Raw genomic sequence first — 24,737 nt, 5'->3', positions numbered from 1 at the left:
TTAGTTTGCATTTTGAAGGAATTTTATCTTGCATAATACAATGAGATGACTTCGGTAACTTGCCGGAGTCATCTTTTTTAATGTCCATTGCTTTCTTGTATGGTTGTAATGATTCATATACTCTAATACAAGTGTATGTAAATCCGCTAAGCTTTCAGCCTCTTTATAATCTACTTCATCTTTGAAATGCCCAAAGAACGATTCCATTGGCGCATTATCTAGACAATTCCCTCGTCGTGACATGGGAGGCCGACCTGTGCTGCCTTTTCCACGACGTTCTTCGGTAAATCCCTTTTCACCGTGAATTTGATAGATTTTTTTCCAACGATGAATGGCACTTTGTATTTTAGAAAGCCCAATTATTTCAATGTCAAAACCGGCAGCTTTAAAAATTTCAGAAGGACCTTTTCCTTTAAGATTATCTTGTACGGCCTTTAATTTAAAATCGACTGTATATTGAATTGATCGATCAGATACTGAAACGACATATGGATTCGCTTCAATTTGTCTACGCTGATGTTCATTAAAAATTATTTTACTCATGATGTTCTCCTGTTCTTAAATCGTAAAGTCAGTATAACGGGGATTTCTAGTGATGAAAATAGAAAAACCCCGAATAGGTTCACTTTTTTTAAAGTGTCCACTATTCGGGGTTCAGTTCATTTAAAACCTTTCTAATACATTCTTTTTATGGATATTTATTATTTTGGCACCGTCAATAATTTTGTGTAAATGGCTCAACCCAAACTTGGCAGATCGTCACATTTAGCGATCGAACATCACTTCTAATTCGGCACGTGCTTGGTCAAATCCAAGATGACAACGTGCGAGAAAGCGTGTGTTGTAGTCATTTAATTGTGAAACGAGGAAGCGTTCAAGGGATGCTTCGTTTGGAAACTGTTCCTTACGTTTCGTATATTTTTTCAGCTGTTTATTCACCGATTCAATCAAATTCGTTGAGTAAATACTACGACGGATTGACTGTGGAAAAGCGTAGAACGTTAAAATGGCATCGCCTTTGACCATTGGCACGAGCTTCGGATAGGCAGTCTGCCACTTCTTGATAAAGCGTTCGCGTGCTTGAATCGCTTCTTCTACCGTTTCAGCACGATATACTTGTTTAAAGTCGTCACACACCTCTGCCCGATCTTTCGTCCGCACTTTATGACTCAAGTTGCGCTGCACATGAACGAGACACGTTTGATAATGCGCGTGCGGATATACTTCAGAAAGCATCGATTCCATGCCTTTTAAGCCATCTGAAATAAACAGAAGGACCTCTTCCATTCCACGTTCACGGAAGTTTTCCAATAGCTCACGCCATACATGAACAGACTCTGTCGGTGCAATCGTATAACCGAGCACTTCTTTTGAGCCGTCCAAACGAATACCAATCGCTAAATAAACGGCTTCTTTCGCTACCATATCACGTTTGATTGGAATATACGTCGCATCTAAATAGACGCATGAATAACGGTTCGACAGCTGGCGATTGTGATACGCTTCAACTTCATCATTCATCGCCTGCGTCATATTCGAAACCGTCTGCGGTGAGTAGTGATGCCCGTACATTCGTTCAATGAGGTGGGCAATCTCCGTCATCGTAATGCCTTTTTGAAACAAGTGAATGACCGTGTTTTCAAGCGTATCGTTCGAGCGTTTATACGGTGCGATGGTCTGTTGACGAAAATCGCCATTGCGATCACGCGGAATTTCGAGCTTTAAGTCGCCATACTCAGTGTGCAACGTGCGTTCGTACACACCATTTCGTGAATTCCCAGAGTTAAAGCCGATACGGTCGTATTTTTCATAGTCCAAAAACGCCGTTAACTCCTGCGCTAACAGCGTATTGACCGCTTTTTCAAGATGACTGCGAAAAATTTCACTGATATTACCATTTTGCGCTAGCGTTTGAATGATTTCTGTCGTAAACTTATCCATAGGAAGACCCTCTTTCTAGAATTGGTTGTCGTGACTTTATTCTACCAAGAATTGGGTCTTCTTTTTTATGGATTTTTTTCATTTACACAAAATATTTTACGCTCTCATTATTTTATTTCTTAAACAGTCGATTTAACGAATTTTTTATAGGTCTAAAGATTCTTTTTTTGTATCTTTTTAACAAAACAAAAAAGCCGTACAACTTGTACGACTTTTTCGTATATTTTTTATTTATTCATTAAAAAATCACATAATTTTTCAAGTGCTTGCTGCTCATCTTCACCAGATGTTGTTAGTGTAATGTCTTCACCAGATGAAATCGCCAAGCTCATAACACCCATAATACTTTTTGCATTAATATGTTTTGAATCTTTCTCGATAAACACATCACTCGCAAAGCGGTTTGCTTCTTGTACAAAGCTTGCGGCTTGGCGCGCTTGTAAGCCGGCTTCTAGCTCGACTGTTAATTGTTGTTGAATCATTTCTTACTTCCACTCCCTATAGTTATTTTAAATTAACTTTCTGTCCTGCTCTTAATGTATCTGCAATCGAATCGATTTTGCGTAGACGATGATTGACGCCCGATTTACTAACAGTGCCTGTAGACACCATTTCCCCAAGTTCCTTTAGCGTCACCTCTTGATGCTCTACACGAAGACGAGCTATCTCACGTAACTTATCTGGCAACTGCTCAATACCTATCATCTTATCAATAAACTTAATATTTTCGACTTGGCGAAGTGATGCACCAATCGTTTTATTTAAGTTTGCTGTCTCACAATTTACAAGACGATTGACGCTATTACGCATATCGCGTAGGATACGGACATCCTCGAATTTCATCATAGCAGAATGTGAGCCAACTAGGCTTAAGAAATCAGAAATTTTTTCTGCTTCTTTTAAATACGTTACAAAACCTTTTTTACGTTCAATTGTTTTGGCATTTAATGAAAATCCATTCATCAACGCAGCTAGAGCTTCTCCATGCTCACGATATAACGAATAAATTTCTAAATGATACGCAGATGTTTCTGGATTATTGACAGAACCACCCGCTAAAAAAGCGCCGCGTAAATACGCACGTTGCTTATCTATTGTATCGATTAAATCATGTGATATTTCATGATTAAAGAGGAAATTACCCGATAAAATTTCAAGGCTTTCAAGCAGCTCTTTCGCACCTTCACGCACGCGGCAAATGTAGACATTATTTTTTTTCAAACGCATTTTTTTTCGCACTAATAGTTCAATTGGATAGTCATATAAGCGTTTTAAAATTGTATACATGCGACGAGCAATGGCTGCATTTTCTGTTTGCACATCTAGGCTTAATTGGCGATTAGCAAATGATAATGAGCCATTCATCTGAATGAGTGCGGATAGCTCTGCCTTGCAACTTGCGTCGTCCGCTTCAATTTGCGTTAACTCTTTTTTCATTTCTGAAGCAAATGACATATCGATTCCCCCTCTCGTTCTTAAACTCGTTTTTCATTCGTATAGTTGTATAGCCACTCAGCCACGCGTATCGCTTTATGACGCACTGTCCCATTTTTGACAGTCGCAATATTTGCTTGAATCACTTCAAGCCCAAGTGCTTCTAAACGAGCTATATCAAATATTACTGGCTCTGCACGCTCTTCTTTATAACTTTCTTCAATATCGCCGGGCATTTCAGAATGATTATTTAATAAAATTGTTTCAATAAACGGTGTCCCTACATGATCATAAATCGCTTGCACATGGTCAGCTGCTGTATAATGCGACGTTTCCCCATCTTGTGTCATGAGATTACAAATATACACTTTTCGGCCACTTGCCGCAATCACTGCATCGCGAATTTCTTTTACGAGAAAGTTCGGAATAATGCTCGTATATAAGCTACCAGGGCCAACGATAATCAAATCTGCCTCTTCAATCGCTTCAATCGCATCTGGTAAGGGACGCAAATTTTCTTGCTTTAAAAATACTTGTTTAATTTTCTTATGCTGCTTTGGAATAACAGATTCTCCTTCAATAATGGAGCCATCTGTAAATTCAGCTAACAATGTCATACTTTCATTGACGACAGGAATCACGCGCCCATGCACATTTAAAACACGGCTCAGTTCACGAATAGCATGCGAAAAATCACCGGTAATTTCTGTTAATGCTGTGAGCATCAAATTACCAAGTGAGTGTCCTTTTAAAGCTTCTTTCCCTTGAAAACGATATTGGAACATTTCTTCAACAAGTGGCTCTACCTCTGACATCGCAGCAATGACATTACGGACATCGCCCGGTGGAGGGATGTCATAGTCATCTCGAAGACGTCCAGAGCTTCCTCCATCATCAGCTACAGTGACAATCGCTGTCAATTCAAGCGGGTACTGCTTTAATCCACGAATTAATGTAGACAAACCTGTTCCTCCACCAATAATAACAGCACGCTTCTTAGTTTCCATCAGCATTAGCCCTTTCTTTTCTCGACATCTCGGTGAGTAATAACTGTCGGTGTTTCTTCTCCAAGAATTCTTCCAAAATATTCAGCTAATGTCACGGAACGGTGTTGACCACCTGTACAACCAAACGCGATTACTAGCTGACTCTTACCTTCTTCTTGATAGCGCGGCAGCATAAACTCAAATAGATCTGTTAGCTTATTAATTAACGTTTGCGTGTCATCCATTTTTAATACATATGACGATACTTCTTCGTCTAAGCCGGTCATTGGGCGTAACGCCTCAATATAATATGGATTCGGTAAAAAACGCACATCAAATACGAGATCCGCATCGATTGGCATCCCATGCTTAAAGCCAAATGACATTACATTGACATTAAAACTTTTTGACGTCTGCGCAGAGAATTCTGTAATAATACGTTCACGCAGTTGCTTTGGTTTCATACTTGATGTGTTATAAATGTATTGAGAACGCTCTTTTACTTCTGTTAATAGCTCGCGCTCGTGACGAATTCCTTCCAATGGTCGGCCTGTTGCTGCCAATGGATGTGAACGGCGTGTTTCTTTAAAGCGGCGTACGAGCACCTCATCATCTGCATCTAGGAATAAAATCTTCGTTTCAACGATATCCTCATTTGCGATTTGATCAATCGCATCAATTAATGACGAGAAGAAATCACCTCCACGTAAATCCATGACCGCAACCATTCGAGTAATATCTTTTGTTGATTCTTTCATGAGATTGACAAAAGTAGGGAGTAATGCCGGCGGTAAGTTGTCAATGCAATAAAAACCTAAGTCTTCAAAGCTGCGTACGGCTACTGACTTTCCTGCACCTGACATTCCTGTAATAATAATTAACTCGTTCGATTGTGGGGTTGCCATGTTAATTTCCATTCCTTTCGACAGACATCTGAACTGTACTATTTAATAATTCATATTCTTCCGTATATGTGAATGTACCGTATTGAATTCCTGGTTCATTTACGGCAAATAATAAATCGATTCGGTCGCCTTCATTCATCGGCAATGTTTTTAAATCTTCGGCGTCGCGCCATTCTAAAACGCCTTCACGTGTTTCTCCGTATGGCGTGCCTTCTAAGTCATACGCTAAAAATGTGTAAAGCATCCACTCGTTGATTACTTTATCACCGCGCTTAATAACCATCGTGAAAACACCTTTGAGATGCACATCAAGTGCTGTTGTGCCGGTCTCTTCATGGTATTCTCGTGTGGCAGCCTCAAAAATCGACTCACCATCTTCCATTTTGCCTCCTGGTGCTACATACCAGCCGCGTCGTGGTTTTTTTAATAGAAGAACTTTTCCATCCTTCTTTACTAATAAGTTTGCAATACGTTGCACAACACGACACCTCATTTCTCTATTGTTCTATCCTACATTATACAATGGATGTGTAAAAACGTATATCTTTCGGATTGCTGTAGTGGCATAATTTGTCGCAAAAAGATGGCTAAACGCAAAAAAAGACCCCTTCTCGCGTGCGGTCGAGAAGGGGCTTTACCAATATTCTAAAACTCAAAGGGGTTATTACAGTTACTACTATAACCGATGCTTGTAACAACGCTGTTACGCACATATTTGAATTTTATTGCAACTATTTCATTTTTGTTGCAAAAGTCTATTTTACTGCTAATTCTTCGATAAGGTTTTCAATGTATGCTTGTGCTGCTTGTGCTGCAATACTACCATCGCCTGTTGCTGTAACAATTTGACGAAGCGTTTTTTCACGTACGTCACCTGCAGCATAAATACCTGGCACAGATGTTTCCATTTGCGTATTCGTTGGAATATAGCCAATTTCATTCGTGATGCCTAATTCGGCGAATGGTTTTGTTAATGGGTTCATACCGATGTAGATGAATACACCATTTGCGTCTACAGTTGATTCTGCACCGTCAACTGTATTTGTTAATGTTACGCTACCTACTTTACCATCTTTTTCGTTGATTTCTTTTACTGTATTATTCCAAATGAAATCAATTTTATCGTTTGCAAATGCACGGTCTTGAATGATTTTTTGTGCACGTAATTTATCGCGACGATGAACGATTGTTACTTTATCAGCGAAGCGTGTTAAGTAAATACCTTCTTCTACTGCAGAGTCACCGCCACCAACAACGATTAAGTTTTTATTACGGAAGAATGCACCATCACATACAGCACAGTAACTTACGCCGCGGCCGCCAAGTTCTGATTCACCTGGCACACCCATTTTTTTGTATTCAGCACCTGTTGCGATGATAATTGTGCGTGTTTTATATTCTTTTTGACCAGCAACGATTGTTTTATATTCTTTGCCATCTGTGATTGAAGTAACGTCACCGTACGCATATTCAGCACCAAACTTTTTCGCATGGTCGAACATTTTTGTTGAAAGGTCAGGACCTAAGATTGTTTCAAATCCTGGGTAGTTTTCAACCTCTTCTGTATTCGCCATTTGACCGCCTGGAATCCCACGCTCGATCATTAATGTTGAAAGGTTTGCACGTGATGTATAAACAGCAGCTGTCATACCTGCAGGACCTGCACCGATAATGACAACATCATAAATTTTTTCTTCTGACATTTCAAATTCCTCCTAATATATATATCTTCTATACCCTAGATAGTATAGTATCTGTTCTATTTTCACAACAAATCTGCCTAGTCATAAATCGGCAAGAATTGCATCAGTTCATCTACATATTTCGTTAATGTTTTCGTTGTTGTACCGTACCATTCAGCAATTTCCTTTTTAGTCACCTTTTCGCGTACAGCATAAAACATATATTCTGTAGCTGCAGCTAATGCAGTTGGATTTTTAAAATCATATTCTGCATGTAAGCCTTTTTCAAATAATACGAGCCACAACTGCAATAAAAATGTCGTATCAATTGTTATTGGCTCATGCTGCACATAAAGTTTTTCAAGCACTTCCATAGCACGATAAAAACTAGCTAATGCTACATCTTCGCTAAAATCATGATTCATCGCATACGCTAACATCAACTTCTCAATCGTTGAATAACTATCGATATCAATTAATGTTGGATGTGCAAGTAATTCTTGCTTAAATGGCGATTTATTAAGTAAAAACAATCCTAATAAACGTTCCTGCAAGATTTCGTGCTCTAAGCGACCTATTAAGTACTCACGGTCACTTAAAATATCATCGCTATCTGGCACCTTAACAACATTGGCCCATGGCTCTAAACCTTCTTTGGACGGGTCAATTAGCATCAATTCGTCCCACACTGTACGTGATTCTTGGTCATGTCCTGCAAAATACGCTGAGTGAGATAACCAGAAGTAATAGCCTGCATCGCCAATATAACCGCGTTTTTTCAAACTATGCAGCCATTTATACGCCTGCTCATATTGGCCGATTAACGCAAGCGTTGCGCCCAATTTATAGCGGTGTTCCACAAAATACGGCTGTAATTTTAACAATGTATCCGTTAACAATTTTAATTCATCAGCATCATCTTGTTCATAGTAAGACATAACGGTTAAGTTGCAGAGCGCATGAATATTACCGTAGTTACCAATGAGCACTTCATGTAGCAACGCACGCGCCTGTTCGTGCTCCCCCTTATAAAAATAAGCGAGCGCTAAATTGTTATATGCCGCCCAAAAATCTGGGTATTCCGCAATTAAATTTTCTAAAATTTCAATTGCAGATTCGAAATCACCGGTCTCCATTAAATGGCGTGCGCGCTCCTGCTCATAATTTTTTTCAGCTGAGCCTTGGTGATCTTCAAGTGGAGCTTCTTTCAAAATATCCGTCACAATATCGATAATTTCCTCAGCCTCTTCGCGATATTCACCTGCTGGCTCAATTTCTAAATAATGTGTCGCAAAATTGATGGCATCTTCTGCGAGACCCATATTCGCTGAAACTTCTGCTAAAAACAGCACCGTTTCAGGATCATTCGGCTCAATATTATTCGCATGGCGCAACAGTTCAAGCGCCTCTAAAAAAGATTCTTCTTCCATTTTCAAATAAGCCGTCTGCACAAGAATCTTTGTATCATCAGGACTCAATTCTAGCGCGCGTTTTAAATATTTTTTTGCTTGGTCAAAATGGTTATATTCCAGTGCCTTCATCGCCTTATGATAATAAAAATCACCTGTTGGGATGAACGACACAACATTATTCACAATAGATTCCATCGTTGTATGATTTTTCTCCAAGAAATTTTCCTCCGAAAAGCATAAAGGAACGCCGTCACGCTCCCGCATTTTAATTCTTTTAATTATAGCATACCTACGATTATAGCAATGTTTACTGCAGAAAAAAAGAAGCTTAGCTTATGCCAAACTTCTTCGAGTCGTTATTCATGTGATTCGTGACGTTTTTCAAGAACGCCTAGCACATCATATAAATCGACATTTTGCTCTTTAAGTAACACGAGCAAGTGGTAAATTAAATCCGCCACTTCCCATTTTAATTCTTCTGCATCGCGATTTTTCGCCGCAATAACAGACTCCGTCGCCTCTTCGCCGACCTTTTTACAAATTTTATCGACACCTTCATTAAATAAATATGTCGTATATGCCCCCTCCGGCATTTCAACAGCACGTGTTTCAATCACACGCTTTAGCGTATCTAAAATGTCGAGTGACCCGATTTCAGTTGGCTTTTCAACAATTGTATTATGGAAGCACGACTCAGCTCCCGTATGACACGCAGGTCCTGCTGGCAATACTTCTACTACAAGTGCATCTTGGTCGCAATCTGCACGCATTGCTACGACCTTTTGTGTATGGCCACTCGTTGCCCCTTTATGCCATAGTTCTTGGCGTGAACGTGAGTAAAACCATGTCTCGCCCGTTTCAAGCGTTTTCTGATAAGATTGTTCGTTCATATACGCAACAGTCAATATTTCCTTCGTTTGCGCATGTTGCACAACAGCCGTAATTAACCCTTTATCATCAAATTTTAATTTCATCGCACCGCAACCCCTTTGTTACGCAAATAATTTTTCACTTCAGCAACAGACGTTTCTTTGTAATGGAAAATAGATGCAGCAAGTGCTGCGTCTGCATCCGCTTCTGTTAATGTTTCATAGAAGTGCTCTGCATTTCCCGCGCCACCACTCGCTATCACCGGCACATTAACTGCTGCACGAATTTCTTTTAATAAAGCATTATCAAAACCTGATTTTTCGCCATCTTTGTCCATACTTGTCACAAGTAATTCGCCGGCACCTAGCGCAACTGCTTCTTTTGCCCAAGCAATTGCTTCTTTTTGGAGTTTATTACGACCACCATGTGTATAAATCATCCATGTGCCGTCTTCTTCACTCCACTTCGCATCAATTGCTACAACAATACATTGTGCCCCAAAATAGTCAGACCCTTCTTTAATAAGCTGTGGATTTTGTAATGCCGCTGAGTTCACGGAAACTTTATCAGCACCAGCACGAAGCATACGTTTCATATCTTCAAGCGTGCGAATACCGCCGCCAACAGTAAAGGGAATCGATAAAGCTGACGCTGTTTCACGCACAACATCGACCATCGTTTCGCGCCCTTCATGTGTAGCTGAAATATCTAAAAACACTAATTCATCTGCACCTTGTTCATTGTAAAATTTCGCAAGTTCAACCGGATCTCCAGCATCTCGTAATGAGACGAATTGCACGCCTTTTACGACGCGCCCTTCCTTGACATCAAGGCATGGAATAATACGTTTTGTTAGCATTACTTGGCCTCCTCAAGTGCCTCTTCTAGCGTAAAGCGCCCCGTGTAAAGTGCTTTCCCGATAATGACGCCGCCAATTGTCGAATCTTTCGCTGCTGCTTTTACCGCTTCAATATCAACAAGTGAGCTCATACCACCGCTGACAATAATTTCAGCACCTGTAGCAGCTGACAGTTCTTTGTTTGCAACGATATTTGGCCCCTGCAACGTACCATCTGTCGCAATATCAGTGAAAATAAAATGCTTCGCACCGCGTTCAACAAAATATTTTGCTACATCTGTTGCTTTTTGATCCGATGTTTCAATCCAACCATGCGTTGCAACCATGCCATCTTTCGCATCTAATCCGATGACGATGCGCTCTGCACCAAACTCTTCAATAAATGTTGCCACAAGCTCTGGCTCACGAATAGCTAGTGAACCGATAATGACACGGTCTACGCCACTTTCTAAATAAAAGCGCACATCTTCAACAGAACGAATACCGCCGCCAATTTGCACTTTCACTGGAAGCTCTTGCGCTACGCGAATAACATCATTAGCATGTACGCGCTCGCCGTCCTTCGCACCATCTAAGTCAACCATATGCACATATGTAGCTCCTGCATCACTAAATTGCTTAGCCATGTCGAATGGAGAGTCTGCATAGACTGTTTCTTGCGCATAATCCCCTTTATATAAACGCACGCATTTACCGCCTCGCATGTCGATTGCTGGATAAATTTGAATACCTGTCATCTGTTAGACCTCTCCCTTTTCAATACCTTGTAACCATGATGTTAATAACGTAACCCCACAACTACCTGATTTTTCTGGGTGGAACTGCATCCCTGTAATCGAACCTTTTTGAACGATTCCCGGTACGATTTCACCACCATAATCTGCATACGCAACTAAATCAAGTTCTTCTACATCTGTGGCATAAAACGAATGTACAAAATAAACATAATCATTATCTAACGCTTCTTTTGAAAGCCACGTTGGATAACGTTTGAATTGTAGATTATTCCAGCCCATATGTGGCACACGATATGTCTTACCTTCTGCATCTTCTCCACTAAACTCTGCAATGCTCCCTTTGAATAAACCAAGACCTTTATTATCGCCTTTTTCAATACTTTCTTCAAAAAGTAGCTGCATCCCTAAGCAAATGCCTAACAGTGGTTTTTTTGTCGCTACCACATCATCAAATAACGATACAAGATTTGTTTCTTCTAAACGAGCCATCGCATCTGGAAATGCGCCTACACCTGGCAAAATTAATGCATCAGCTGTTAACAATTCTTCTTTATCTGCTGAGATTAGTACTTCTGCGCCAAGACGTTTTACTGCTTGCTCTACGCTAAATAAATTGCCCATACCATAATCGATAATACCAATTTTCATGTTGTTTCCCCCTAGCCCAACAAGCCTTTTGTTGACGGTACACCTTTCACACGTGGATCGATTTGTACTGCGTCGTCTAGTGCGCGTGCTGTTGCTTTAAACATTGCTTCGATAATGTGGTGTGTATTGTGACCATAAGGAACGATAATGTGTAAATTAATACGTGCTTCAAGCGCGAACTTCCAGAAAAACTCATGTACTAATTCTGTATCAAATGTCCCCACCTTTTCTTGTGGTAACTCCGCACGGAACTCTAAATGCGGACGATCCGAGCAATCAACAAACACTTGAGCAAGGGCGTCATCCATCGGCACAAACGCATGGCCGTAGCGACGGATTCCTTTTTTATCACCAAGTGCTTCGCGTATAACCTGCCCTAACACAATGCCTAAATCTTCTGTTGTATGATGATCATCGATATGTGTATCACCATTCGCTTTAATGACCCCATCGTATAAGCCATGCTTCAAAAATAAATCAAGCATATGGTCCATAAATGGTACGCCGGTATCAACGGTCGCTTTGCCTTCACCATCTAAATTTAATTCAATTTCGATTTGTGTTTCATTTGTTTTACGAGCAATTTTTGCTGAACGTACCATCATTAGTCCTCCTTATTCCAGCCGCGAGATTCTACTGCGCGTGCATGTGCTTCTAAACCTTCAAGTCGTGCAAGTCGCGCAATTTTTGGCGCATTGTCTTGCCATGTTTGTTCTGAATAATAAACAACGCTTGTGCGTTTAATAAAATCATCGACATTTAAACCCGATGCAAAACATGCTGTTGAATTCGTTGGTAAGACGTGATTTGTACCCGCAAAATAATCTCCAACAGGTTCTGAGCTATAGCGTCCTAAGAAGATAGCACCAGCATTTTTCACTTGCTCCATCACCGCTTCTGGATTTTTCGTCACGATTTCTAAGTGTTCTGGTGCTAATGTATTAATCGCAGCAACTACTTGTGTCATTGATTCACCAACATAAATTGCACCGTAATTTTCAATTGCTTTACGCGCAATCGCTTCACGTGGTAATGTTTGAAGTTGCTTTTCTACTTCATCTGACACTTGTTTTGCTACTGCTTCACTTGTCGTCACAAGAACTGCGCATGCCATCGGATCATGTTCTGCTTGCGATAATAAATCAGCTGCCACTTCATCTGCATGAGCTGTTTCATCTGCAATTACCGCAATTTCACTTGGACCAGCAATCATATCAATCGCCACTTCACCAAATACTTCACGTTTTGCGAGTGCAACGAAAATATTTCCCGGACCGGTAATTTTATCGACTCCAGTGATTGTTTCCGTACCATATGCAAGTGCCGCAATTGCCTGTGCACCACCCATTTTATAAATTTCTGTTATGCCTAAAATAGAAGCTGCCGTTAACACTGCTGCTGGAAGTTTACCTTCTTTATCACATGGTGTTGCGATGACAATACGTTCCACGCCCGCTACTTGTGCAGGAATTACATTCATCAATACAGATGACGGATAGGCTGCTGAACCACCCGGTACATAAAGCCCCACAGATGCAATTGCCGTAATACGCTGCGCCAACCACGAGCCATCTTCTAGTGGTAGCTTATAACCATCACGTTTTTGTTGTTCATGGTAATAACGAATATTCGCCGCCGCTTCTGTTAAATCTGCAACGATTTGAGGTTCCATTGATGCAACAGCTTGTTGAATTTCTTCGGTTGACACACGCAAGTTATCAAGTAGCACCCCGTCCCATTTAGCACTATATTCTTTTACAGCCGTATCACCGTTCACTTTAACATTTGCTAATACTTCACGTACAGTGCGAAGTTGCTGCTCATTGCCACCTTCTAATTGACGTTTTAATGAAATGTCTGCTGTTAGTTGTTGAATTTTCATCATTTTATCCTTCTCTCACACATTTTTTCAGCCGTTTCACAAGGTCTTGAATACGAGCATTTTTCATACGATAACTTGCTTGGTTTGCAATAAGGCGAGATGAGACATCGACAACAAATTCATATTCAACTAAACCATTTTCTTTTAATGTTTGGCCTGTTGATACGATATCGACAATGCGATCTGCTAAGCCAATCATTGGTGCTAATTCGATAGAACCGTTTAAGCCAATAATTTCGACTTGCTCGCCTTTTTCACGATAGTAGTCTGAAGCAATATTTGGATACTTTGTCGCAATACGTGGTGCAATTTCATTTAATCCTGTATTAGGTAAACCAGCTGATGCGACATGACATTTTGAAATATTTAAATCAAGTAACTCATGCACATTACGACGCTCTTCTAATAAAACATCCTTGCCAGCAATTCCGATGTCAGCTACACCATGTTCGACATATGTTGGCACATCCATTGGTTTCGCTAAAATAAAACGAATATTTTCTTCAGGAATTTCAATCATTAATTTACGTGACATTTCAACGTTTTCAGGTAAATTGAATCCTGCCTCAATCAACATATCATATGCTTCTTCAAAAATACGACCTTTTGGCATGGCGATTGTTAATGCTGTATTACTCATAATGAAATTCCTCCTTGACCAATGCGTACGACATCACTAAACTGCGCCTCAAATGTCGCCACATCCTCTAACCCTTCGATAGCTTGTAGTGTCGTGCGTTTCCCTTGTGCACGTAATGTTTCTGCTGTTTTTAATGCTTCTTGTAATTGCATTGATACAAATAATACGAGCACATCATCTTTTGGTACTTCTTGCTGTGGCATCACTTCGACTAAATAATCGATACGCATACCAAATCCGATAGCACCCACATCTTTCCCAAAGTCGCTTAATAAGCCATCATAGCGGCCGCCATTTCCTAATGAGAAACCTGAACCAGCTGCAAATACTTCAAACAACATTCCTGTGTAATAGTTCATGTGACTTGCTAATGTAAAATCAAATGCGATGTATTTTGCAACATCGGCAATTTCTAAAATCGATGCTAACTGCTCCATATAAAGCAATGCTTGTTTTCCTGATAAATATTTTGAAATTTGACGGATGCTTGTAAGCTCTGTCGCTTCCTCTAAGAAATTCAGTAATGTTTCTTCTTCAGTGCGAGGCAGGCGGAAACGAGCAACAGCTTCTTCAAAACCTACAAGATTTTTCTGAACAAGTAGCTGATGTAATTCCGCAAATTGCTCATCCGTTTCAACATTTTTACGAATGATCGCATCTAAAATACCTGCGTTCCCAATCGTAATTTTGAAATCTTCAACACCGAGTTGGTTTAAAAAATCGATTGCTGTTAAAATTACTTCTGCATCAGCATAAACAGAAGAATCTCCGATAATTTCAATGCCCATTTGGCTAAACTCCGCTGGGCGACCACCTTCATGCTCTTGCGCGCGGAATACATTCGCAAAATAAGCAAGGCGTAATGGAATCTTCTCTTTTAATAATTTCGATGATGCTACACGCGCAATTGGCGTCGTCATATCTGGGCGTAATACTAATGTATTTCCTTGTGTATCAACCAATTTAAATAACGATGACTCTACGATAGCCGATGCTTTACCGACCGTATCATAATATTCTAATGTAGGTGTTTTTAAAAACTCATACCCACGTAACTGTAAAAATTCGCGCCCTTTACTGCGAATGGCTTCTTGCTTTTCAAAGATTTTTGGGAATGTATCTCGCATTCCTAATGGTTTTTCAAACTTACGAATTGATGACATGTTGACACTTCCTTATCCGAATACTTTAATACACTAGAGTATTAGAGAACTAATATGTTGAAGCTATTTTAACGCAATCATGTTAAATCGTCAACCTTATTTCAGATTTGATTGAATAAACAGATTATTTAACAGGGAAGCGAGGTTATTTCCCTCTCGCTTCGCGTTCCTCTTTCGTATAAATAATGCGCATGGGGTTGCCTCCAGCCATCGCTCCAGCAGGCACATCTTTATTGACAAGCGTCATCGCTGACACAACAGCGCCGTCCCCGATTGTCACACCTGGTAGAATCGTTGAATTAGCACCAATCATCACGCTACTACCAATCTTGACATCGCCAAGTCGATACTCATCAACTAAATACTCATGCGCTAATATTGTTGTATTAAAACCGATAATGGTATCATCGCCAACTGAAATACGTTCGGGGAACATCGTATCCGGTGTTACTTTTAACGCGAAAGCCGTTCGTTTTCCAACATCCATCCGTAACAATGTTCGGTACATCCAGTTTTTCCATGATAAGAATGGCGTAATACGCGCAATTTCAATCACAATAAAACATTTCGCTACTTTCCAAAATGAGACCGTTTTGTAAATCTGCCATAGCGATGTTGAGCCTTCTACCGGATAGCGCTCTGTTTTACGCATGACTTTTAATTCCTACGATATCATATAAATCGGCCATATCATGTAACATATAGTCTGGATTAAACTGTTTCAAATAGTCTATTCCTTTGTATGACCATGCTACACCTGCTGCTTGCACACCTGCATTATGCCCTCCTAAAATATCATGTGAATTATCACCAATCATTAGCGCTTTAGACTTTTCAACACCAAGTAATATAACTGCCTTTTCAACAGGCTCTGGATGCGGTTTCGTATGCACTACATCATCTTGTGAAATCAGCACGTCAAATAACGCTGTAATACCCATCAAATCTAAACCCTTGCGCAATGTATCTCCACGTTTTGTTGAAACAACAGCTAAGCGTACACCAGCTTCATGTAAATTAAATAATACTTCTTTCACATTTGGAAACTCCGTCACAAGTTCATCATGATGCTGTTGATTCCATACACGATACTCTGCAACTAACGCTTCTGCATTCAATGCATCCACTTCTGTAAAAGATTCTAACAAGGTTGGTCCGATAAATTTCAAATAATCGCTGCGTTGATAGCGACCCGGAAATTTTGGATCCACCACATGAGCAAATGTTTCAATAATTAAATCATTCGTGTTTAATAATGTTCCATCAAAATCAAATAACAATGCCTCAAAATTCATACCACTGCACCTCTCTCTTCTTTCTTCTATTATAACGAAAAAAAGAGTGCTGCGTTATCTGCAACACTCTTCTAACTTAATCTTTATAACGTACTGGCTTCATTTTGATGCGGCGGTAAATAAAAATAATGACCGCAATGACTAAGGCAGCTAACGATACAAGCTGCGCTGTACGGAAGCCCATGATTAATAAACTATCTGTACGAAGTCCTTCAATGAAGAAGCGACCGAATGAATACCAAATAACATAAGTTAAGAAAATTTCACCGCGGCGAAGATTGACTTTGCGCAGTAATAACAGCACAATTAGGCCAACTACATTCCATAATGATTCATATAAGAATGTTGGATGATAATAAATGCCATCAATATTCATTTGGTTAATAATCCAATCTGGAATCATTAAATTTTCTAAAAACGATTGCGTTACTGGACCACCATGTGCTTCTTGATTAATAAAGTTACCCCATCGACCTAAAATTTGACCGATTAAAATGGATGGTGCCATAATATCAGCTACTTGCCAGAAGTTAACACCACGTTTCTTACAAAATACATAAACAGTAATCCCACCACCAATTAATGCTCCGTGGATGGCAATACCACCGTTCCAAATTTGAATGATGTCACCAGGATGTTGACTGTAGTACGACCATTCAAAAATAACATAGTAAATACGTGCGCAAATAATTGCGATTGGCACAGTCCAAATTAATAAGTCTGTTAAGAAATCTTCACCAAATCCACGCTTTTTCATTTCATGTTGTGCAACGAAATATCCCAGTAAAATCCCACTGGCAATAATAACTCCATACCAGCGAACTTCAAGTGCCCCAATTGAAAAGGCTACCGGATCAATCGCCATTAAAGCTAAATCCATTATTTTCTCCTTTCACAACGCTACATATCTGATTTTTCTTGAATGACACTTTCAAGACGTTGTGTAAATTCTTCAGCCGAATTGATACCTAGATTTTTCAAACGATAGTTCATCGCTGCTACTTCGATAATAACGGCTAAGTTTCGACCAGGACGTACGGGAATCGTTAGTTTCGTTAATTCAGTATCAAGGACTTTCATCGTTTGCGATTCTAAGCCAAGACGGTCATATGTTTTTTCAGCATCCCATAATTCTAAATCAATGACAAGTGAAATGCGCTTATTACGGCGCACAGCACTCGCACCAAACATCGTCATAATATTAATTAATCCAATTCCACGAATTTCTAACATATGGTCAATTAATTTAGGTGCATTTCCGACAAGCATATTTTCTGATTCTTGACGAATTTCAACGCAGTCATCAGCTACTAAACGGTGACCTTTTTTTACAAGTTCCAGTGCGGTTTCACTTTTCCCTACGCCACTTTTACCAGTTAATAGAACACCGATACCATAAATATCGACTAATACACCATGCACAGCAGTCATTGGTGCTAAACGACTTTCTAAATAATTGGTTAACATACTAGAAAATCGTGTCGTTTTTAATTTTGTCATTAACACAGGTACATGGTTTGTTTCAGATGCTTCGATAAGCTCTTGTGGTACTTCCATATTATGCGAAATAATAATAGCTGGTGTATTTGCAGCACATAGTTTATTCATACGGTTGCGTTTTTCTTCAACTGATAACGTATTAAAAAATGATAGCTCTGATTTTCCTAATAATTGCACACGTTCGGCTGGATAATGATTGAAATAACCTGCCATCTCTAGTCCCGGACGTGAAATATCACTCGTTAAAATGTGACGTCCAATACCTTCTTCGCCACTTTCTAGCTTCAGGTCAAACATTTCAATGACATCTTTTGTACTAACTTGATCCACTTCATGCACACTCCTCTCATACCTTCTTATTTTAGCAACCTAAGGCATAAAAAGAAACTGTTCCAAACGCGTACTTTAGCGTAAGAAACAGTTTCATCGACATTATTTTTTTTCAGCTAACCATTTAGCTAACTGCTCTGCTTCATCATCTTTAACGAGACCTGCTGGCATACCACCTTTTGTCCCTTCTTTAATAATCGTCGCAATCTCTTCTTCAGTTTTATCAGCGCCAATTTTATCAAGAGCTGGTGCTGAGCCACCCTCTAAATTTTTACCGTGACAGCCCATGCATTTTTGCTCTGCTAATTGCGCTGCATCTGGTTCTGCAGTTGTACCACTATTTTTCCCTGCCTCATCGCTACCACCACATGCTGCTAACAACATAGTTGCTCCCAGAACGACGCCAAAAAATACTTTTTTCAACGTTTATCTCCTCCTCACTTATTAACCCTTGCACTCTTTATCAGTATAGCATGGAAATGCTTTACTGAACTTGACCGGCCCATTCATTTGCTTCGTAATGCATGCGTAAAAGAGTTGTTGCAGGAACTTCGATTTGACGCGCCAATTGACGAACATGCTCCACTTCCATATTTTCAAGTGAAATGGCGAGTTGTAAATATGGTTGCAGCGATGTATTATCGCCTGAAATTGTCGTTACAACATCTTCAGATAATGGGAGCTGTTGTAAAATTTGATAGAGTGGGCGACCTAAAATAACATCCACAAGCGAAAACATACCGACTAAAAAATATTCTGAAGGAGATTTCTCACCATTATAGCGCGCCAATGACTCACACATTTTTGCACGCACGAGCGATGCTTTCATAACTTCTTGTAGACGCTCAGAGACTTTCGTAGCACGCATTTCACGATACGTTAAAATATGAAGCCACTGTTGTAAATCCCGTAATCCTAAAGATAGAATAGCCTCTTTAATTGAACGTACTTTGTTAAGGCGTCGTTTTGGCGAACCATTAATAAGCTTTAAAAGTTTATATGACAGTGACATATCGCGTTCAATTGTTTCCGCCAAATGATTAATATTTGGAGCAGATTCACGTAGCAATGCAATGACACGATAGTATTGTAAAATATTCGCTGGAATGTCTTTTGTTACGATAATTTGGGGACGTTTAAAAAAATAACCTTGAAACAATTTATATCCATGCAAGCGAGCCCATTTGTATTCTTCAAGTGTTTCTACTTTTTCTGCTAACAATGTAATATGCGGATAATACTTGCTTACTAAGTACTCAATCTTTAAGCGCTCATCCTCTGAAGCCAATAAAAAATCGACTTTGATAATATCCACATACTTAAAAATTTTTGAAGTTAATAAATCGTCTGCTAATAAAAAATCATCGAGAGCAATACGGTAACCTAATTTTTTTAATTCTTGAACCCGTTCAATAATATCTTCTGTAATTATAATATCTTCTAACAATTCAACAACTACAAACTGTGCAGATAGTTGTTCAAAAATCGAACTCATTAAAAGATTTTCTGTAAAGTTAATAAAACAAGGTCGTCCTTGCGACAACTCATCTACGCCAAAAGATACAAAAGTTTTGGCGATGACATCGTATGTCGCAACATCTGCATCTGGCATTTCAAAATAGTTTTTTTCATTGTTACGATACAATAGTTCGTAAGCATACACTTGCTCTAGCTCATCAAATATAGGTTGCCTTCCAATATAAGTTTCCAAAAACAGCCCTCTCCCTTCTATATTACTCTACATCAAACTTTTTATATTATCTCACACAAAAAAAGCTGTAGTGAACGTATTCCCTACAGCCTTTAAAAATATGCTTATTTCATTGAAAATTTCGCCTTTAGCGCAGCAATAATCGCCGGTAATACCGAAATGAAAATAATTGCTAATACAACGATTGAGAAATTGTCTTTTACAAAGGAAATATTCCCAAAGAAATAACCAGCTAACACACAAACAGCTGTCCATAATGCCCCACCAATAATATTGTATAGAAGGAAATAACCATATTGCATTCGACTTGCCCCTGCTACAAATGGAATAAAGGTACGAATAAACGGCATGAAGCGTGCAATGACAACTGTTTTACCGCCATGTTTGTTAAAAAACACTTGTGCCTTATCTACATTTTCTTGGCTAATAAAACGTCCTAAAAAACTCCCTGGTCGAATTGTTGTTCCAACTCGTTTCCCGATTTCAAAATTCAAACTATCGCCAAGCACTGCAGCAATAAAGAACGTTGCTAGTACAAGGGGTAACTTTAAACCACCTATTGCCGCGAGCGCACCACTTGCAAATAATAATGAATCTCCTGGTAAAAACGGAAAAATGACAACTCCTGTTTCAACAAACACGATCAAGAACATAAATCCATATGTCCAACCGCCAAAATCCTTTGTTAATTCTACTAGATGCTCATCAATATGCATAATAAAGTCGAATAAAAATTTAATAATATCCATTTTTGTCACTCACAATCTTTCAAAATACGTAATGTATCATACGCCTATTGCTACCTACAAGCAACGTTTTACGCAATTCAAAGTTGCGTATTTACAAAAACTTTACAAATACTCTGCAAACCAATCAGCTAGCTGACGTAAGCGTTCTTGGCGTAAATTAGGTAACCCTGTACGTGATAAATCGTGATTTGCACGTGGGAAGCGGACAAATTTCGTATCTTTGCCCATTGATTTTAGCGTAATATATAACTGCTCAGCTTGCTCAATTGGACAACGATAATCTTGTTCGCTATGTAAAATTAGTAGCGGTGTCTCAACTTTTTCAGCATATTTTAACGGTGAATGTTCCCAAAGCTTTGCAACATTTGTCATATCGCCACCAATTTGCCATTCAGTAAAATAATAACCAATATCTGACACGCCGTAAAAGCTCATCCAATTCGAAATCGAACGCTGTGTTGCCGCTACCTTAAAACGATTTGTATGACCAACAATCCAATTTGTCATGAATCCACCATAACTGCCACCTGTTACCGCTAAACGCTCTTGATCAATCCAAGAATTTTCATCTATGACAGCATCCACAGCCTGCATTAAATCTTGATAGTCTCCGCGGCCATAATCATTACGACAACCATTAACAAACGTTTGGCTATAACCATGACTACCTCGAGGATTCACATAAACTACACCATAACCTTTCGCTGCAAACAATTGCATTTCATGGATAAATGTATTGCCATACATCATATGTGGACCACCGTGAATATTTAATACTAATGGATATTTTTGGCCCTCTTCGTACATTGCAGGTTTCATAATCCAACCAAATACTAGCTCGCCAGCATCGTTTGTAAAATTAAACGCTTCTGGTTCAACTATCGTCACTTGATTTTCAAATTGTTGATTAAAACGTGTCAGTTGTTCCCGCTCACCCGTTGAAATATTAAGTGCAAACAGTTCCCCGACATGTGTTGGGTCACTAATGGTGGCAATTGCATGAATGGCATCGCGATTAATATCATAGCCATACACATGCTCATTTTCTGGTGTCGCTGGATAAATAGCGCCATTTAGCGTTGCATAATATAAACGTGTATCCCCCATTGATGACATTTGGAAGTAAAGTGCATTATCATCGCACCATACGACACCCGGCGCAACTGCACCTTGCTGAACATCCGCTGTTTGATAATCCCCTACTGGTAAATCCATTGCTGCAGTTAAGCTAAAATAAGTTTGTTCTTCAATATCATAAATATAGAGCTCTGTATGTGCTGCATTTTTAAATGGCTCTAGTGCAGAACCAACAAATGCGACATAACGATTATCGAGTGAAAAATAAGCTTCGCCAAAATAGCCTTGCATATCAGTAATAAGCGTTTCTTCTTTTGTTTCTATATCTGCAATATAAAGTGGTGAGCTAAAATCGTAATCGCGTATAGATTCCGCTGCACGATTAACCGCATAAACAATTTTTTTCCCATCATGTGATAACGCTGTAAAATGATAATCAAATGCATCATCTGTAAAACGTGTTACACGTTGTGTTAGGATATCTAATAAACCAATCTGACTATGTCGATCTTTTGCAAGTAACCCCATGCCATTCAACTTGTAACGCATACCGCTAACTTCATACGCATCAGGGCGCTTCGGATTAATTTTCGTCGCCATATCCGTAAAATCTTTTCCTTCTTCAACATTGGCACTAAACCAAATAGATGTGGCATCTGGTGACCACGCATAATTTGTTAGACCGTACATAAAGTTCGTTAAGCATTGTGCTTCCCCGCCACGAGTTGGCAAGATATACAGTTGATTCTTTTTAGAACGAGTCGCTAAAAAGCTAACATAACGCGCATCTGGTGACCATTTAATATTTAAAATACGCTCTTTTAAATGCGTCCATTGTGTAATTTCTTTCGTTTCTAAATTAATGTGATATAAGTAGCCGTAATACGTGTTGTCTCGATCATTCATTTCCGTACGCACAAAAATAGCTTCTTTACCATTTGGCGATAATATTGGACTTGTAATGGAGTGTAACTGGTATAAATCTTTTTCTTCTATCAAACGTGTCATTTCAAACTCTCCCTCGAAATTCATCGTATAAAACATCTTACCATACGAATAAAATTATCTAAGTTTTCTACTATGTTCAGAAAATTTATGTAAAAGCTCTTGTTTTTGTCATGTATTTGTCACTGTTTTATGATACCATTGATAGTGCAATTTTATAGCATCGGAGGCGTTTTTATGGCAAAACAGCAACCCGAACTTCAGCGAGGGCTGGAGGCGAGACACATTACGTTAATGTCTCTTGGTGCCGCTATAGGGGTCGGTCTATTTTTAGGATCTGCAGGAGCAATTAAGTTGGCAGGACCTGCCGTCTTACTAACTTACGCACTTGGCGGTATTTTCATTTTCTTCATGATGCGCGCACTTGGCGAAATCGCAACAGACCATCCTGTTGCGGGTTCATTTAGCCGATACGCACAAGAACTACTAGGTCCACTTGCCGGTTTCTTAACTGGTTGGAACTATTGGTTCTTATGGATTGTCACATGTATGGCCGAAATTACAGCTGCAGGAATTTATATGCAACTGTGGTTCCCAGATTCTCCAAAATGGATGTGGGCATTGTTTGCGCTTATCTTGATGACGGCTATTAACTTAATCGCTGCCAAAGCATTTGGTGAAATGGAATTTTGGTTTGCGATGATTAAAATTGTGGCTATTATCTTTATGATTGTTCTTGGTCTTGCATTGATTTTATTTGGCTTTGGTAATGATGGCGTAGCACTTGGCTTTAGCAATTTATGGTCACATGGTGGCTTTATGCCAAATGGTTTTAGTGGCGTCATTGCAGCTTTACCAATTGTTATGTTCGCCTATTTAGGTGTTGAAATGATTGGTGTTACAGCCGGTGAGGCAAAAAACCCTAAAAAGGTAATTCCTCGCGCTATCAATACGGTGTTAATCCGTATTTTAATTTTCTACATAGGCGCTTTAACTGTCATCATGGCCATTTATCCATGGAATCAAATTACAGATGGCAATAGCCCATTTGTGATGATGTTTGAAAATGTCGGCATTCGCTATGCAACTGGTATTATTAACTTCGTTGTATTAACAGCTGCACTTTCAAGCTGTAACTCTGGTATTTTTAGTACAGGTCGTATGTTATTTAATTTAAGCCACCAAAAACAAGCACCTAAAATTTTCGGAAAAGTTGGGAAAACAGGTGTACCAACAAATGCCATCTATATGTCAGCAATCGTTTTATTAATCGGTGTAGCACTCAACTACTTTGTTGACGAAAAAGTATTTACATATATCACAAGCGTTTCAACATTTGGTGCTGTTTTTACGTGGATTATGATTTTGGTGACACAAATTAAATATCGTCAAACATTATCAACAGAACAAGTCAACAAACTATCATTTAAGATGTTCTTGTATCCATATATATCATACATCTCAATTGTATTCTTCTTATTTGTAGTCATTCTGATGGCATTCAACGAAGGAACTCGCATCGCATTAATCGTTGGCCCAATCTGGATGATTTTCCTATTAGTTCTGTACTTCGGTTATTACAAAAATAAAATGATTCAATAATCATTCATACAACCACAGCGCATAATGGACAAAACATCATGCGCTGTGGTTTATTTTTTATGGGAGGGAATTTTTATGCAAGATACATTTACATTATTTGAACCAGTATTCTACTTTATTTTAGCGATGTCACTCATTATGCTAGTGCTCGCGATTATACCAAAATATCGTTCACGTTTTTATCAACTATTATTTAGTATTAGCAACCTTATTCTCATCGTGCTGCTATTCTTTACAGAAGGAATCATCGTTGAAGAGTTTGAGTTAAAAGGTGATGAAGTTACATTTTCATTAGGCATCATTGCCGTAACACTTAATATTTTGACAGTCTACTTTGCATTACGCAAAAAAGCCGCATAAAAAGAAGTG

26 protein-coding genes and 2 pseudogenes are annotated in these 24,737 nt (G+C 39.2%); 2 read left to right on the top strand and 26 right to left on the bottom strand.

Translation table 11 applies throughout. The features are described 5' to 3' along the window. The 26 genes and pseudogenes from V514_RS20700 to V514_RS0116155 form a co-directional block, all read right to left on the bottom strand. A pseudogene (locus tag V514_RS20700) lies at positions 1-246 on the bottom strand (IS3 family transposase); the annotation flags it as partial. A gap of 102 nt (positions 247-348) precedes the next feature. Then, a pseudogene (locus V514_RS20880) lies at positions 349-543 on the bottom strand (HTH domain-containing protein); the annotation flags it as partial. Positions 544-765: 222 nt separating this feature from the next. Then, a complete protein-coding gene (locus V514_RS0116270; protein ID WP_029500922.1) occupies positions 766-1,941 on the bottom strand; it encodes an IS256 family transposase in 1,176 nt (391 codons plus the stop codon). A gap of 227 nt (positions 1,942-2,168) precedes the next feature. After that, positions 2,169-2,423, bottom strand: a complete 255-nt coding sequence (locus V514_RS0116265; RefSeq protein ID WP_029500921.1) for an HPr family phosphocarrier protein — start codon at positions 2,421-2,423, stop codon at positions 2,169-2,171. Between the two features lie 22 nt (positions 2,424-2,445). Next, positions 2,446-3,396, bottom strand: coding sequence for a DNA-binding protein WhiA (gene whiA, locus V514_RS0116260; RefSeq protein WP_029500920.1), 951 nt, complete (start codon positions 3,394-3,396; stop codon positions 2,446-2,448). 20 nt (positions 3,397-3,416) lie between these two features. Next, complete coding sequence (locus V514_RS0116255) at positions 3,417-4,382, bottom strand: gluconeogenesis factor YvcK family protein (RefSeq protein ID WP_200864040.1); 966 nt, start codon at positions 4,380-4,382, stop codon at positions 3,417-3,419. Between the two features lie 5 nt (positions 4,383-4,387). After that, complete coding sequence (gene rapZ / locus V514_RS0116250) at positions 4,388-5,266, bottom strand: RNase adapter RapZ (protein WP_152528997.1); 879 nt, start codon at positions 5,264-5,266, stop codon at positions 4,388-4,390. A 1-nt stretch (position 5,267) separates the two neighbouring features. Continuing rightward, entirely contained in the window at positions 5,268-5,744 is a 477-nt protein-coding gene (locus tag V514_RS0116245; protein WP_029500917.1) for an NUDIX hydrolase, read from the bottom strand. A gap of 277 nt (positions 5,745-6,021) precedes the next feature. After that, positions 6,022-6,969 (bottom strand): thioredoxin-disulfide reductase, encoded by a 948-nt coding sequence (gene trxB / locus V514_RS0116240; protein ID WP_029500916.1) that lies wholly within the window; start codon positions 6,967-6,969, stop codon positions 6,022-6,024. 77 nt (positions 6,970-7,046) lie between these two features. After that, positions 7,047-8,576 carry a tetratricopeptide repeat protein gene (locus tag V514_RS0116235; protein WP_029500915.1) on the bottom strand — a complete coding sequence of 510 codons (1,530 nt, stop codon included), beginning with the start codon at positions 8,574-8,576 and terminating at the stop codon, positions 7,047-7,049. A gap of 140 nt (positions 8,577-8,716) precedes the next feature. Continuing rightward, positions 8,717-9,334 (bottom strand): bifunctional phosphoribosyl-AMP cyclohydrolase/phosphoribosyl-ATP diphosphatase HisIE, encoded by a 618-nt coding sequence (gene hisIE / locus V514_RS0116230; RefSeq protein ID WP_029500914.1) that lies wholly within the window; start codon positions 9,332-9,334, stop codon positions 8,717-8,719. Next, the gene (gene hisF / locus V514_RS0116225; RefSeq protein WP_029500913.1) at positions 9,331-10,089 is read right to left on the bottom strand and encodes an imidazole glycerol phosphate synthase subunit HisF; all 759 of its coding nucleotides are present in this window, start codon (positions 10,087-10,089) and stop codon (positions 9,331-9,333) included. The genes hisIE and hisF overlap by 4 nt, the downstream gene beginning before the upstream one ends. Next, positions 10,089-10,826 carry a 1-(5-phosphoribosyl)-5-[(5-phosphoribosylamino)methylideneamino]imidazole-4-carboxamide isomerase gene (hisA, locus tag V514_RS0116220; RefSeq protein WP_029500912.1) on the bottom strand — a complete coding sequence of 246 codons (738 nt, stop codon included), beginning with the start codon at positions 10,824-10,826 and terminating at the stop codon, positions 10,089-10,091. The genes hisF and hisA overlap by 1 nt, the downstream gene beginning before the upstream one ends. A gap of 3 nt (positions 10,827-10,829) precedes the next feature. Then, entirely contained in the window at positions 10,830-11,474 is a 645-nt protein-coding gene (hisH, locus tag V514_RS0116215) for an imidazole glycerol phosphate synthase subunit HisH (protein WP_029500911.1), read from the bottom strand. A gap of 11 nt (positions 11,475-11,485) precedes the next feature. Continuing rightward, positions 11,486-12,076, bottom strand: coding sequence for an imidazoleglycerol-phosphate dehydratase HisB (gene hisB / locus V514_RS0116210; RefSeq protein ID WP_029500910.1), 591 nt, complete (start codon positions 12,074-12,076; stop codon positions 11,486-11,488). A gap of 2 nt (positions 12,077-12,078) precedes the next feature. Then, positions 12,079-13,356, bottom strand: a complete 1,278-nt coding sequence (gene hisD / locus V514_RS0116205) for a histidinol dehydrogenase (protein ID WP_029500909.1) — start codon at positions 13,354-13,356, stop codon at positions 12,079-12,081. A gap of 4 nt (positions 13,357-13,360) precedes the next feature. Then, positions 13,361-13,996 carry an ATP phosphoribosyltransferase gene (gene hisG, locus V514_RS0116200; RefSeq protein WP_029500908.1) on the bottom strand — a complete coding sequence of 212 codons (636 nt, stop codon included), beginning with the start codon at positions 13,994-13,996 and terminating at the stop codon, positions 13,361-13,363. Beyond that, entirely contained in the window at positions 13,993-15,159 is a 1,167-nt protein-coding gene (locus tag V514_RS0116195; RefSeq protein WP_029500907.1) for an ATP phosphoribosyltransferase regulatory subunit, read from the bottom strand. The genes hisG and V514_RS0116195 overlap by 4 nt, the downstream gene beginning before the upstream one ends. Before the next feature lie 145 nt (positions 15,160-15,304). After that, positions 15,305-15,811 carry an acyltransferase gene (locus tag V514_RS0116190; RefSeq protein ID WP_029500906.1) on the bottom strand — a complete coding sequence of 169 codons (507 nt, stop codon included), beginning with the start codon at positions 15,809-15,811 and terminating at the stop codon, positions 15,305-15,307. Next, positions 15,804-16,454 carry a pyrophosphatase PpaX gene (ppaX, locus tag V514_RS0116185; protein ID WP_029500905.1) on the bottom strand — a complete coding sequence of 217 codons (651 nt, stop codon included), beginning with the start codon at positions 16,452-16,454 and terminating at the stop codon, positions 15,804-15,806. The genes V514_RS0116190 and ppaX overlap by 8 nt, the downstream gene beginning before the upstream one ends. 76 nt (positions 16,455-16,530) lie before the next feature. Then, a complete protein-coding gene (lgt, locus tag V514_RS0116180) occupies positions 16,531-17,334 on the bottom strand; it encodes a prolipoprotein diacylglyceryl transferase (RefSeq protein WP_029500904.1) in 804 nt (267 codons plus the stop codon). Positions 17,335-17,354: 20 nt separating this feature from the next. Next, complete coding sequence (gene hprK, locus V514_RS0116175; protein ID WP_029500903.1) at positions 17,355-18,284, bottom strand: HPr(Ser) kinase/phosphatase; 930 nt, start codon at positions 18,282-18,284, stop codon at positions 17,355-17,357. Positions 18,285-18,386: 102 nt separating this feature from the next. Continuing rightward, complete coding sequence (gene cccB, locus V514_RS0116170; protein WP_029500902.1) at positions 18,387-18,707, bottom strand: cytochrome c551; 321 nt, start codon at positions 18,705-18,707, stop codon at positions 18,387-18,389. 61 nt (positions 18,708-18,768) lie between these two features. Then, complete coding sequence (locus tag V514_RS0116165; RefSeq protein WP_029500901.1) at positions 18,769-19,995, bottom strand: EAL and HDOD domain-containing protein; 1,227 nt, start codon at positions 19,993-19,995, stop codon at positions 18,769-18,771. Positions 19,996-20,099: 104 nt separating this feature from the next. Then, positions 20,100-20,744, bottom strand: a complete 645-nt coding sequence (locus V514_RS0116160; protein WP_029500900.1) for a VTT domain-containing protein — start codon at positions 20,742-20,744, stop codon at positions 20,100-20,102. Positions 20,745-20,846: 102 nt separating this feature from the next. Then, positions 20,847-22,829, bottom strand: a complete 1,983-nt coding sequence (locus V514_RS0116155) for a S9 family peptidase (RefSeq protein ID WP_029500899.1) — start codon at positions 22,827-22,829, stop codon at positions 20,847-20,849. 174 nt (positions 22,830-23,003) lie between these two features. On the opposite strand from V514_RS0116155, the gene V514_RS0116150 reads away from it, so the two are divergent. Then, on the top strand, positions 23,004-24,368 hold the full coding sequence (locus V514_RS0116150) for an amino acid permease (protein ID WP_029500898.1): 1,365 nt from the start codon (positions 23,004-23,006) through the stop codon (positions 24,366-24,368). Positions 24,369-24,392: 24 nt separating this feature from the next. Continuing rightward, positions 24,393-24,728, top strand: a complete 336-nt coding sequence (locus V514_RS0116145) for a DUF4293 family protein (RefSeq protein WP_327059474.1) — start codon at positions 24,393-24,395, stop codon at positions 24,726-24,728. Positions 24,729-24,737 lie beyond the last annotated feature (9 nt).

It is taken from the genome of Kurthia huakuii LAM0618 (assembly GCF_000505545.1).
GTDB classification, from domain to species: domain Bacteria; phylum Bacillota; class Bacilli; order Bacillales_A; family Planococcaceae; genus Kurthia; species Kurthia huakuii.
Note: the sequence above shows the minus strand (reverse complement) of the source record. Positions and strands in the feature narration are given on the sequence as shown.